This window comes from Maribacter sp. R77961, from assembly GCF_044594925.1.
Classification (GTDB): Bacteria; Bacteroidota; Bacteroidia; order Flavobacteriales; family Flavobacteriaceae; genus Maribacter.
In genome coordinates this window covers 881,160-893,897 of record NZ_CP138991.1, presented here as the reverse complement: position 1 = coordinate 893,897, position 12,738 = coordinate 881,160, and the positions used below count along the sequence as shown (strand labels likewise).

At 37.7% G+C, this 12,738-nt stretch carries 11 protein-coding genes; 10 read left to right on the top strand and 1 reads right to left on the bottom strand.

Translation table 11 applies throughout. The features are described from left to right. Window positions 1-117: 117 nt before the first annotated feature. From SJY09_RS03765 to SJY09_RS03720, 10 genes are all read left to right on the top strand, one after another. Window positions 118-1,518 (top strand): S1C family serine protease, encoded by a 1,401-nt coding sequence (locus SJY09_RS03765; RefSeq protein WP_396637622.1) that lies wholly within the window; start codon window positions 118-120, stop codon window positions 1,516-1,518. A 121-nt stretch (window positions 1,519-1,639) separates the two neighbouring features. Beyond that, a complete protein-coding gene (locus SJY09_RS03760; RefSeq protein ID WP_396637621.1) occupies window positions 1,640-3,088 on the top strand; it encodes a glyceraldehyde-3-phosphate dehydrogenase in 1,449 nt (482 codons plus the stop codon). Window positions 3,089-3,235: 147 nt separating this feature from the next. After that, a complete protein-coding gene (locus SJY09_RS03755) occupies window positions 3,236-3,856 on the top strand; it encodes a tRNA (guanine-N1)-methyltransferase (protein ID WP_396637620.1) in 621 nt (206 codons plus the stop codon). 36 nt (window positions 3,857-3,892) lie between these two features. Then, window positions 3,893-4,333 carry a GNAT family N-acetyltransferase gene (locus tag SJY09_RS03750; protein WP_396637619.1) on the top strand — a complete coding sequence of 147 codons (441 nt, stop codon included), beginning with the start codon at window positions 3,893-3,895 and terminating at the stop codon, window positions 4,331-4,333. A gap of 21 nt (window positions 4,334-4,354) precedes the next feature. Next, window positions 4,355-5,029 (top strand): tRNA (guanosine(37)-N1)-methyltransferase TrmD, encoded by a 675-nt coding sequence (gene trmD, locus SJY09_RS03745; RefSeq protein WP_396637618.1) that lies wholly within the window; start codon window positions 4,355-4,357, stop codon window positions 5,027-5,029. A 138-nt stretch (window positions 5,030-5,167) separates the two neighbouring features. Then, window positions 5,168-5,518, top strand: a complete 351-nt coding sequence (gene rplS / locus SJY09_RS03740) for a 50S ribosomal protein L19 (protein WP_396637617.1) — start codon at window positions 5,168-5,170, stop codon at window positions 5,516-5,518. 640 nt (window positions 5,519-6,158) lie between these two features. Next, complete coding sequence (locus SJY09_RS03735) at window positions 6,159-8,378, top strand: NADP-dependent isocitrate dehydrogenase (RefSeq protein WP_396637616.1); 2,220 nt, start codon at window positions 6,159-6,161, stop codon at window positions 8,376-8,378. Window positions 8,379-8,494: 116 nt separating this feature from the next. Continuing rightward, window positions 8,495-10,894, top strand: coding sequence for a carboxypeptidase-like regulatory domain-containing protein (locus tag SJY09_RS03730; protein ID WP_396637615.1), 2,400 nt, complete (start codon window positions 8,495-8,497; stop codon window positions 10,892-10,894). 3 nt (window positions 10,895-10,897) lie between these two features. Then, window positions 10,898-11,755, top strand: coding sequence for a DUF4249 family protein (locus tag SJY09_RS03725; protein WP_396637614.1), 858 nt, complete (start codon window positions 10,898-10,900; stop codon window positions 11,753-11,755). Window positions 11,756-11,811: 56 nt separating this feature from the next. Beyond that, the gene (locus tag SJY09_RS03720; protein WP_396637613.1) at window positions 11,812-12,036 is read left to right on the top strand and encodes a DUF6095 family protein; all 225 of its coding nucleotides are present in this window, start codon (window positions 11,812-11,814) and stop codon (window positions 12,034-12,036) included. Between the two features lie 7 nt (window positions 12,037-12,043). Here SJY09_RS03720 and SJY09_RS03715 read toward each other — a convergent pair whose 3' ends face one another. Continuing rightward, window positions 12,044-12,733 (bottom strand): DUF4294 domain-containing protein, encoded by a 690-nt coding sequence (locus SJY09_RS03715; RefSeq protein ID WP_396637612.1) that lies wholly within the window; start codon window positions 12,731-12,733, stop codon window positions 12,044-12,046. Window positions 12,734-12,738: the final 5 nt, after the last annotated feature.

Genomic DNA, 12,738 nt, shown 5'->3' with positions numbered 1-12,738 from the left:
AAGAAACAAAGATAGGACTTTATTAAGGGTTTTTTAGCAGTTAAAAAGTCGTTAAATCGTAATGAAAAAACATAATTTCAATTAATTTTACGATGAATAAGTTAAAATCTAAAGAATATGAAAAGAATAGGAAGTCTATTAATAGTAGCGGTGTTTGCAGGGGCCATAACTTTAGGAGCCTACAAATTCCTCTTCGAAAAGAATAATTATGCTATTATCTCAGCAGATGAAAATACCTCTGTGGTAAACACTAGTTTTACCCCTACTTCTGCAAAAGGTGCAGGTATTAATGAAGTTGATTTTACCCTGGCTGCAGAAAATACAGTTAATGCCGTTGTGCATGTTAAAAATGTAACCATAGGAAAAAGTCCCAATAATATCTTTGAATTCTTTTATGGTTCTGGCGGAAGTAAGTCCGCTCCGCAAGTAGGTACAGGTTCAGGAGTTATAATTTCACAAGACGGTCATATTGTTACCAATAATCATGTAATTGCTAATGCAAGTCAACTGCAGGTTACTTTGAATAATAACAAAACCTATGATGCACAATTAGTGGGTAGTGACCCAAATTCTGATATTGCTTTAATAAAGATTGAGACTAATGAAAAGCTACCATATCTGGCTTTCGGAGATTCTGACAATACTAAGATTGGAGAGTGGGTCTTAGCGGTCGGTAACCCTTTTAACCTCACCTCTACGGTGACGGCAGGAATAGTTAGTGCCAAAGCAAGAAGTTTGGACACCAGGTCTAATCAGTCCTTTATCCAAACTGATGCTGCGGTAAATCCTGGTAATTCTGGAGGCGCATTGGTGAATACTAACGGAGATTTAATAGGAATAAATACAGCTATCTCCTCAAGAACGGGTTCGTACGTTGGGTACTCCTTTGCAGTTCCCAGTAATATTGCCAAGAAGGTGATCGATGATATTCTAGAATATGGTAATGTACAGAAGGGTGTTTTGGGAATAAATGTTGCCCCAGTAAATACACCTTATGCTATAGAAAAAGGCTTAAATGAAATTGAAGGGGTTTATATTTCAGGGATTGTTGAAGATTCGGGCGCGGAAGAAGCCGAACTACAAGAGGGTGATGTGGTGAAAATGATAGACCAGATAAAAATTAGAAAATATCCGGATTTAACGGGATACTTGAGCACCAAAAGACCTGGCGATACCGTAGAGATGGTCATCGATAGAGATGACGAGGAAATCATAGTGGCAGTGACGCTTAAAGAACGCCAAACGATTATTGTACCAGAAATGGGGATGGAGGTGAAAAATCTTTCCGATAAGGATAAAAAACAGTTCAAAACTAAAATCGGCGTTAAAATTACCGGTGTTCCAGAAAGGTATAGAGGCTACGGTCTTGACGGGAAAGTCATCATTAAAGTAGATGACCAAGATATTGAAAATATTACGGATGCTAAAAATGCTTTCGGAGGTATCTCTAGATATGGAAAAACTGTAATAACGATGCTGAACGAAGATGGAGAAAGAGAACGACTCATATTTCAATAAGTAAAAACTAGTTTGGTTTAAGGCATCTGTTTAAAACGGATGCCTTTTTTTATGAATTTTTGTTACGAAAACGTTTGAAAAATGTAGTTTTGCATAAATTTATAACAACCTATAACGCGTTATGTCACGTAAAATATCTTACGAAAAAGAATTAGCCTTCCAGGCCGATAGAAGAAAAGCCACCACTGAGTTCATTAAAATAATAAGTGACCTTTGGTATGACAAGTCCATTGAAATAGTTCTCTTTAAGAATCAGGTTATTGACCGGAATGTTAGCGATATCATACACCTTCATGAATATGCCGGTGAATTTGTTCAAAAACCTATTTCAATATTTGATTCTGTAGAACTTTTAAGAGCTATCAACGATTTAAAGCTTCCGCCTTCTAAACTTGATATTGGAAAATTAACTTATGAATATCATTCTGATGACAATAATTTCAACAATGTAAAGGCCTTTGTAGTCGAAAAATTGAGGTCAGCAGCCGATTACGACGGAATTAAACCAAAGGACGTAGTGCTTTATGGTTTTGGCAGAATAGGTCGTCTTTTAGCGAGGGAATTAATGTCTAAAACTGGTAAGGGTAACCAAATGAGACTTCGTGCCATTGTGGTTAGAGGCACTATGGATGAAGCTGTACTTGAGAAAAGAGCAAGTCTTTTAAGAACAGATTCTGTTCATGGTAATTTTATGGGTACGGTAAGTATCGATGGTAAAAATAACGCCCTCATTATTAATGGAACTACGGTTCACATCATAAATGCCAACCAACCCGAAGATGTAGATTATACGCAATACGGTATATCCGATGCGCTAATCATAGATAATACAGGAGCTTTTAGGGATAAAAAAGCTTTATCCAGACATTTAAAGGCAAAAGGTGCGTCTAAAGTCTTGCTTACGGCACCTGGTAAGGAAATCCCTAATATTGTCCATGGCGTAAATCATTTGGAACATGACCCGGATACGACTCAGATATACTCCGCTGCTTCCTGCACTACCAATGCCATTACGCCAATACTAAAAGTTGTTGAAGATTCACTAGGAATTAGAAAAGGACATTTAGAAACGATTCACGCCTATACCAACGACCAGAATTTGGTAGATAATATGCATGGTAAATACAGACGTGGACGGGCTGCTGGTCTAAATATGGTAATTACAGAAACTGGTGCAGGGCAGGCAGTGGCTAAAGCCTTACCCGCGTTGAAGGGTAAATTAAGCTCTAATGCCATTAGAGTACCTGTGCCTAACGGTTCTTTGGCCATTTTAAACTTAGACCTTAAAAACAAAACTTCATTAAGCGGCATTAACACTATTCTAAAGAAGTATGCCTTGGAAGGTGATTTGGTAGAGCAGATAAAATATTCATTAAGCAAGGAGTTGGTATCCTCTGATATTGTTGGGACTTCTGCCCCTTCTATATATGATAGTAAAGCTACGCTAGTCTCGGATAACGGAAAGAATCTTATTCTGTACATATGGTACGATAACGAGTATGGTTATTCCCATCAAGTGATTAGATTGGCTAAGTATATTTCTAAAGTAAGGCGGTATACGTACTATTAAAATTTGGTATTCAAGACGTCCGTTTCCCATAGTTGAAACGTACGTTTAATGAGGTAGACAAGGTTTCCCCATTTTTTTTCCTTAATTGATTTTATTCAATTACTTTAGTCCCCTCTAAATCATTATTTAACGGCAATTTTTAAGCAAATGAAAATCTCGAGATTATTATATGTTTTAACGGTCCTACTTACCGTTAACTTCAATTATGGGCAAGACGCAACCGAAGAGCAAAAACTATCATTAGACCAAGGGCCAATAAGCAAACAGTTTGATTATATCTCAAAACGTTCTGGTAATTACAGAGCGGATGGCGTGAGGTACGAAGTAGTTAGAGAATCTAATCTCTATAAAATTCGTAAAAATGTACTGGACTCCATTGCTGTAATGAACAAGAAAACAGCAGAATTGAAATCGACCATATCCGGTCATGAAACAACCATTACTTCCTTAAATAAGAAATTAGAAGAAACCACTACTAATTTAAGCGCTGTTACCGAGGAAAAAGATAGTATGTCCTTTTTAGGAATTCAAGTATCGAAAGGGACTTACAACTTCATTCTTTGGACTATAATTGCAGGACTATTTTTACTTTTAGGATTATTCGTTTATAAATTTAGAAATAGCAATATCCTAACTCAAGAGGCCAAACAGAATCTTTCTGAACTGGAATTGGAATATGAAGATCACCGAAGAAGGGCCCTAGAACGAGAACAGAAAATCAGTAGGCAGTTACAGGACGAACTAAACAAACAGAAAAAAACTAAATAAAAACGAAGCTCCCTTTAAAGGAGCTTTTTTTATAGTATGATTACCATAAAACAAGCAAAAATTACGGACTTGGAAGCTATTGTACCGCTGTTTGACTCGTATCGGGTTTTTTACAAGCAGCAATCAAATTATGAAGCGGCTTCAGCGTTTCTTACGGAAAGAATCACCAAAAAAGAGTCGGTCATTTTTATCGCCTTTGAAAACGAAATTCCGGTAGGTTTTACGCAGCTCTATCAAACTTTCTCTTCGGTATCCTTAAAATCATCCCTCATTCTTAACGATTTATTTGTTTTAAAAGAACACCGTAAAAATAATATAGGGTCCCAACTTTTAGAAACGGCAAAAACGTACTGTCGTGAAAATAGTCAAAAAGGATTGGCCCTGGAGACTGCGATTGATAATCCTGCACAAGGGCTTTACGAGAAGTTGGGATGGAAAAAAGATTCTGAATGTTTTCATTATTTTTGGAGAGCCTAATACTAAATACCTCATATAAATATGCGAATTGATATCATAACGGTTTTACCTGAATTATTAAAAAGTCCGTTTGACGCCTCTATTTTAAAAAGAGCAATTGACAAGAATTTGGTTGAGGTGTATTTTCATAATATTAGGGATTACACCGATAAAAGTTACAACCAAGTAGACGATTATCAATTTGGAGGGGGTGCCGGTATGGTGCTCATGATAGAACCTATTGATAAATGTATTACCAAGCTTACCGAGCAAAGAGACTACGACGAGATTATTTACATGACTCCCGATGGTAAGCGTTTAAATCAAAAAATCTCCAATAGTTTATCGCTCTTAAAAAATATTATCATCCTATGTGGTCATTACAAGGGAGTAGACCAGCGTGTGCGCGATAAGTTCATAACCAGAGAAATATCTATTGGAGACTATGTGCTCTCGGGAGGCGAGTTGGGTGCTGCCGTGCTTTGTGATACCATTATAAGATTACTACCAGGCGTACTTAACGATGAAACTTCTGCCTTAACAGATAGCTTTCAAGACGGGCTTTTAGCACCGCCAGTCTACACAAGACCTTCTGAATATAAGGGCATGAAAGTTCCAGATGTGCTATTGAGCGGCAATTTCGGAAAAATAGAACAATGGCGAGAAGAGCAAGCACATGCCAGAACCGAAGCATTAAGACCAGACCTATTGGATTAATTTACAATCGCCAGACTATTAAAAATCTTATTAAAATACTTGTAGTTTCTAATTTTAGAACTATTTTTGCACTCTGTTAAATCAACCTCTGACGAAAATCGTGAAAGTTGCTTTGATTCAATTCCAATTAAAAAGACAATGGAATCATTAATTAAATATGTTCAGGACGAATTCGTAACTAAAAATGAATTCCCGAAATTTTCCGCAGGAGACACATTAACCGTTTACTACGAAATAAAAGAAGGCGAGAAAACACGTACGCAGTTCTTTAAAGGTGTAGTAATACAACGAAGAGGGTCTGGAGCAACGGAAACCTTTACGATACGCAAAATGTCAGGAACTGTAGGTGTTGAACGTATATTCCCCGTTAACTTACCTGCTTTACAGAAAATAGAGGTTAACAAAAAAGGTAAAGTACGTAGATCGCGTATTTACTATTTCAGAGGATTAACCGGTAAGAAGGCTAGAATTAAAGAAGTAAGGTCTTAAGAACCATATCATATTCGATAAAAGCATCAACTTATAGTTGGTGCTTTTTTTATAAACAATTGTGAACAACTACGGTTCATAAAGTGTTGATTATTAATTTTTTAGAAAATATGATTTCTTAGCTGATTTTTAGTACCTTTAGGTATGAACTAAGGAAAACATCGCTAAGGATGCTACCAAAGTCCATTATAGAGTTTACGTTCTTTATATCAATGTTCAACTGTTAGCATATTATCTTCCATCGGGAGTCTATATCTTTGCAGTGATTAATACCTCAAAAGCTGTCGCCTTTGAAGTGTATTATGGATGTATAGAAATTTTGGTGTAAGCTAAATTTTCACCTACATTAAGACAATGAGAAGAAATTGTAGCTGTTACTTGGTACAATACTGAAGAACAGAAACATTTCATAACGTTGAATTAGTGATGCAGAGGCAATCAATGGTTGCCATTCTAATTTAGATATTAGGACAAAAGGCTGTAAACTATTTCTAAAAAGCCATATCAATGTACTTGTACAATGATATGGCTTTTGTCATTTAAGGAATCTAACAAAATCACTTAATATTCAATACCACCCAACTGTAGATAGGATAGATAATATTGTATCTTTGCTCCGCTTGAAATAAAATTAACACGAATGTCCAAAATTTTTTATACCAAAACCGATGAAGCACCAGCTTTGGCAACAGCTTCTTTTCTTCCTATCGTTAAAGCTTTTACTAAAACTTCTGGAATAGAGATAGAAACGAAAGATATCTCGCTAGCAGGAAGAATTTGTGCCATATTCCCGGATAGCTTAACCGCTGACCAACGTGTAACCAATGATTTAGATGAACTTGGTAAAATGGCAAAGCTTCCCGAAGCGAATATTATAAAACTACCCAATATAAGTGCCTCCATACCGCAGCTCAAAGAGGCCATAGCAGAGTTACAACAAAAGGGTTATAACCTGCCCAACTATCCAGATGATCCGCAGAACGCATCCGAAGAGGAAATAAAATCTAAATACGACAAAATTAAGGGTAGTGCCGTTAACCCTGTACTACGTGAGGGGAATTCTGATCGCCGCGCACCAAGGGCCGTAAAAAATTACGCAAAACAGAATCCACACACCATGGGCGCATGGAGCTCCGATTCCAGAACACATGTGGCCACCATGTCGCAAGGCGATTTTAAATCCAACGAAAAATCGCTAACACTAAGTAAGGCCGCCAACGTTAAGATTGTACTACACAAATCTAATGGCGAATCAACGCTTTTGAAAGATAAAGTTGAGCTACAGGAAAAGGAAATCATAGACGCCACAGTAATGAGTAAAAAGGCGTTGTTGGCATTCTTAAAAGAACAGGTTAAGGACGCCAGAGAAAAAGGTGTACTTTTCTCGGTTCACATGAAAGCAACAATGATGAAAGTTTCCGACCCTATTATTTTTGGTCATGTACTGGAAACCTTTTTGGCACCTCTTTTTGAGAAACATGCTGCGACTTTCAATGCACTGGGGGTTAACCCTAATGACGGACTTGAAAACCTTTACACCAAATTGGAAGGGTTACCTGCCAACCAACGTGAAGAAATCGAAGAAGATATAGCCGATATTCTGAGTGAAGGTCCGGCACTAGCCATGGTCAATTCTGACAAAGGAATAACCAACTTACATGTTCCCAGTGATGTTATCATTGATGCTTCTATGCCGGCTATGATACGTAACTCCGGAAAAATGTGGAATGCCGAGGGTAAATCCCAAGATACAAAAGCGGTTATTCCAGATAGTAGCTATGCCGGTATCTACGATGCCACTATAGAATTTTGTAAAGCTAACGGTGCCTTTGACCCCACTACCATGGGAACGGTCCCCAATGTTGGTCTAATGGCTCAAAAAGCTGAAGAGTATGGCTCACATGACAAAACTTTTGAGATAAAGGATAATGGTGCTGTTACCGTTGAGGATTTAGCAACGGGAGAAGTATTGCTACAACATACTGTAGAATCTGGCGATATATGGCGTATGTGCCAAGTTAAGGATGCGCCAATCCAAGATTGGGTAAAACTTGCAGTAGGCAGGGCTAGAGCCACGAACGATCCTGCTATTTTTTGGTTGGATGAAGCGCGGGCACACGACGCTGAGTTGATCAAAAAAGTGAATCTGTACCTAAAAGACCATGACACTACAGGTCTAGACCTAAAAGTCATGTCTCCCATCGAGGCTACGAGATATACCTTGAAAAGGATAAAAGAAGGTAAGGATACTATATCGGTGTCCGGTAATGTTCTTAGGGATTATCTAACGGATTTATTCCCGATTTTAGAAGTTGGCACCAGCGCCAAAATGTTGTCCATAGTGCCGTTAATGAACGGCGGGGGATTATTTGAAACCGGTGCAGGTGGCTCAGCCCCAAAACACGTGGAACAATTCATCGAAGAAGGCCACTTACGTTGGGACTCTTTGGGTGAATTCTTAGCCCTAGGTGTTTCGTTGGATTTTTATGGTGAAAAGAATAACAACACAAAAGCGAAGATTCTGGGCGACGCCTTGGACACGGCGACAGAAAAATTTCTTCTGAACGATAAATCGCCTTCTAGAAAAGTAAAAGAGCTAGACACCAGAGGCAGTCACTTTTATTTAGCTATGTACTGGGCCGAAGCACTTGCTGAACAGCATAAGGATATGGAGCTAAAGACTATTTTTGGAAAAATTGATAAAGCCTTTAAAGAAAAGGAACAGCAGGTATTGGACGAGTTGATAGATGCTCAAGGAAGTAACCAAGATATTGGCGGTTATTATATCCCAAATGCTTTATCTGTCTCAAAAGCCATGCGCCCTAGCGCTACTTTTAACGAGATTTTAGATATGATATAAGTTAAAATATACCGAACTCAAAAAAAGGTCCGCTAAACAAGTGGACCTTTTTTATTGAAAAACTGTTAAGGTTTTCAAACGTCTCACATTTCTGTTTATTTTTAAAAAAACTTTGAATGAATTACCTTAAAAGTCTTCTCTTCGGACTATCTTTTTTTTCCTTATTTACCATAACGGCCCAACAAAAACATACCCTCAGTGGTACAATTACAGAAGAGAACAGTAACGAAACCCTTATAGGCGTAACCATTGCCTTTCCAGAGTTACGTACAGGCGTTACGACCAATGAATATGGCTTTTACTCCATAACACTTCCAGAAGGTGAATATCAAGTTTTGGTCAGTTATTTAGGTTTTAAGGAAATTGTGCAGAACATTTCTCTAGATAAAGATGCCAAAATCGATTTTAAACTCACTGAAGAGGCTGAACAGCTAGAAGAAGTTATTGTTACCGAGAATGTGGAAAAAATGGATATTAGAAAGCCCCAGATGAGTGTAAACACCTTATCCGTGAGCACCATAAAAAAAATACCTGTAATCTTGGGAGAAGCGGACGTCATCAAATCCATTCTCTTATTACCTGGTGTAACCAACGCAGGTGAAGGGGCCTCTGGTTTTAACGTACGTGGTGGGGCGGTTGACCAAAACCTAATTCTTTTGGATGAAGCCATAATTTTCAATTCTTCTCATCTTTTTGGGTTCTTTTCTGTCTTTAACCCCGATGCCATTAAAGATATTAAACTGTATAAAGGTGGGATTCCAGCAAGATACGGAGGTAGAGTTTCCTCGGTTTTAGATATTTTTCAGAAAGAAGGTAATAGCAAAGAACTTAAGGTAAACGGTGGTATTGGTGCCGTGGCCAGTAGACTTTTGGTCGAGGGTCCTATAAAAAAAGATAAGGCTGCTTTCTTAATCGGTGGAAGAGCGTCCTATGCGCACTTATTTTTACCGCTCTTCGATGTTGATAATACCGCCTACTTCTTTGATTTGAACACCAAATTAAATTACAAGTTGAATGCAAATAACAATATTTTTCTCTCCGGTTATTTTGGTCGAGATGTTTTTGGTATAAACGATAGTTTTGTAAATACCTATGGGAATACAGTAGCTAATTTTAGATGGAATCATTTATTTTCTGATAAATTATTTTCCAATCTATCTTTAATCTACTCGGATTACTACTATGGCCTTAAATTAGATTTTGTAGGATTTAATTGGAATTCCGGGATTCGAAACTTTAATGTAAAATATGACCTTAAGCATTACCTGAACGATAAACTACAGATTAATTACGGCCTTAATAATATCTATTATCAATTTAATCCGGGCAAAATTGAGCCCAGTAATTCGGAATCAGGTATATTGGAGGAACAGCTTACTCAAAAATACGCAAATGAATTTGCAGCCTATATCGATGTGGAACATCGGGTAACGGAAAATCTTAGCCTAGGATATGGCTTACGTTTCAGTAATTTTGTACGACTAGGGCAAGATGAACTCAATATTTATGAAAATGACAATCCGGTGTTATTTGACCCATTTCTACTCATTTATCAAGAGGCGGAGCCAATAGAAGTAATTAACCCTGGTAGAGGCGGTAGCCTTGCCACCTTTAGTAATTTTGAACCAAGGGCCTCTCTAGCATATACCTTTAACTCTAAAAGTTCGGTAAAAGCGAGTTATACCCGTTTGGCTCAGTACCTGCATTTACTTTCTAACACCAGCTCCCCTACTCCTCTCGATGTTTGGACCCCCAGTGGCCCTTTTGTAAAACCCCAGCTTTTGGACCAATACGCTCTTGGTTATTTTAGAAATATCAATGATGGGGAATATTCGGTAGAATCGGAAGTTTTTTATAAAGACATACAAAATAGGATAGATTATATTGATGGGGCAAATCTTATAGCAAACGATGCTATAGAACAGGTTATCCTTAATGGGGAAGCCAGGGCATATGGCTTAGAATTTTTACTTCGTAAAAATGAGGGTAGATTTCAAGGATGGCTGGCCTATACCCTATCAAAATCGGAACAAAGGACACCAGGAAGGGCTTCGGTTGAAGATAATGGTAGGAGTAATCTAGAAAGTGGTATAAACTTGGGGCAATGGTACAATACCCCATACGACAAAACACATGATATCTCCCTTTTTGCGAGTTATGAACTCAACAAAAAATGGAGTTTTAACACCAACTTCGTATATCAAACCGGACAACCGACCAATTATCCTGTTGGACAATTTGAATTCCAAGGACTTACCATACCCTATTTTGGTCTTCGGAACGAGGAGCGCCTGCCAGATTATCATCGTATCGATTTATCGGCCACTTTAACTCCAAAGAAAAATGCCAACAGAAAAGTCCAAGGCGAATGGATTTTTAGCATTTACAATCTTTACAACAGAAGAAATGCTGCATCCATTAACTTTAGAAGAAATCAGGATACAGGAGTTAACGAAGCAATTAGAACGTCAATATTCGGAGTGGTGCCTGCAGTAACCTATAATTTTAAATTTTAACAGATGAAAAGACTGGTATATATTCTCGTAGCTACTTTCAGCTTTTTAGCCTGTGAAGATGTCATTGAAATAGAGACACCATCAGAGCCTCCAAGACTTAGCGTAGACGCCTTGATTCGTATTCAAGATAGCTCTACGGTCACCAATATTCAAGTAAAAGTAAGACTTACGAGTTCTTTTTTTGAGCCTACTCCCGTCGCTAATTTAGAACAGATTACAGTTACCAACTTAGATGCCTCTACCGATATGGCAGGAAATATTATGGTATTGATAGAGGAAGAGCCTGGAAGCGGTATTTATGAAAAAACTGTTGATAATAGCCTTCTGACCGAAGGTAGACTTCTTTTGAGTATAAATTATGAAGATGATATTTATGTAGCACGCACAGAATATGTACCAACGGTACCTATAGCCAACTTAACCCAAGGGACAGAAACGCTCTTTGGTGGAGATGAAACGGAAATCATTGTCTCCTTTGATGATGATGCGGAACGTGATGACTTTTATATTTTCGACTTTGATTTTAATGAATACTTGGTTACCGAAGATGAGTTTTATCAAGGGCAAACATTTGAATTCTCTTATTTTTACGACAATGAATTAAATGCAGGTGATGAGGTAGCTATTAATATTCTAGGTGCTGATGAAGGGTTTTACAACTACATGAATCAACTTATTATACAATCTGGTGGTGACCAGGGACCTTTCCAAACGCCATCTGCAACCGTTCGGGGCAATATTATCAATGCCAGTAACATTGATAATGAAGAGGTTTTTGACAATGTAGGACAACCAGAAAATTTTGTATTGGGCTACTTTGCGGTGGTACAACAATTCTCCAGAACCATTACTATAGAATAACTTTTTTCTTAAATCTTCGTTATTCCCCAAGTAGATTTATATCGTATTATAATAGAATGAGAACCAACAAGGATATTTTAGTAAAAGGTGTCAAACAGTTAGGCTACACGGTAATGCTTATGTTCTTAGCTCCCATTGTCATCTGGCAAGCTTTTAAGAATGAAAATCATCCTTTTTACTGGCCTGTATTGATAATAGGGATATTGCTAGCAATTGCTGCGATTGGAATGGGTTTTAAGGGTATAAAAACGATTATGAATTCTATGTTCGGAAAAAAGTGAGGCATGCTCAATTCCTTGCTTTATTAGGATTCTTCCATTTATTGAAGAGATCTGCATAATTATAATCCAGAACAGACTCCTGTCGCTCTAATTTACCGGCAGCAAAAGCACGTTGCAATATATCCTCAATAAGGTAGTCCTCCTCAATTTTATCTGGATGAAACTCCTCTTTTATACTGATCTTAAAAAGTTTAGCTGTGGTATTATACCAAAATGCTCTCCACCCGCTTCTAAGCTCCTTCACCAAATCAAATGCCGTTGTACCAGTTTGCCGATAGATAAGTTTTACTAGGATTTGACCTTCCGTTCTCGTCAATTTTTTTAGTTCCTCAGAGAATTCCTCTTCAATATATTTTTGAACTTTTTTGGTGTATTTTTTACGTTTACCCTTTCTTTTGATGTACTTGAGACTATCGTTCAATTCCACCAAACGTTCTGCGGCCAGTTTGGCATAAGGATACACTTTCTGTGTTTTTCTGCGCAGAATGTAATACCGTAACTTCTCATCGTATGAGCTAAACTTAAGCCTGCCAAAAACATAAGCTTCCTCCAAGGCTATTGAACTTTGAACAATAGAATCCCCTTCTATAATAATCAATTTTTCAGAAATTGAATCTAGAGGTTGTTCCTCGACTTGCCCAATAGCAATGTTCAAAAGCAGTATATTGAGAAATAATAAACAAAAACCTCTTTTCATAATCC

Bases quoted from the DNA above. Each gene is read 5' to 3' on its own strand.
- SJY09_RS03765 (WP_396637622.1), top strand. From the start codon at position 118: ATGAAAAGAATAGGAAGTCTATTAATAGTAGCGGTGTTTGCAGGGGCC.
- SJY09_RS03760 (WP_396637621.1), top strand. From the start codon at position 1,640: ATGTCACGTAAAATATCTTACGAAAAAGAATTAGCCTTCCAGGCCGAT.
- SJY09_RS03755 (WP_396637620.1), top strand. From the start codon at position 3,236: ATGAAAATCTCGAGATTATTATATGTTTTAACGGTCCTACTTACCGTT.
- SJY09_RS03750 (WP_396637619.1), top strand. From the start codon at position 3,893: ATGATTACCATAAAACAAGCAAAAATTACGGACTTGGAAGCTATTGTA.
- trmD (WP_396637618.1), top strand. From the start codon at position 4,355: ATGCGAATTGATATCATAACGGTTTTACCTGAATTATTAAAAAGTCCG.
- rplS (WP_396637617.1), top strand. From the start codon at position 5,168: ATGGAATCATTAATTAAATATGTTCAGGACGAATTCGTAACTAAAAAT.
- SJY09_RS03735 (WP_396637616.1), top strand. From the start codon at position 6,159: ATGTCCAAAATTTTTTATACCAAAACCGATGAAGCACCAGCTTTGGCA.
- SJY09_RS03730 (WP_396637615.1), top strand. From the start codon at position 8,495: ATGAATTACCTTAAAAGTCTTCTCTTCGGACTATCTTTTTTTTCCTTA.
- SJY09_RS03725 (WP_396637614.1), top strand. From the start codon at position 10,898: ATGAAAAGACTGGTATATATTCTCGTAGCTACTTTCAGCTTTTTAGCC.
- SJY09_RS03720 (WP_396637613.1), top strand. From the start codon at position 11,812: ATGAGAACCAACAAGGATATTTTAGTAAAAGGTGTCAAACAGTTAGGC.
- SJY09_RS03715 (WP_396637612.1), bottom strand. From the start codon at position 12,733: ATGAAAAGAGGTTTTTGTTTATTATTTCTCAATATACTGCTTTTGAAC.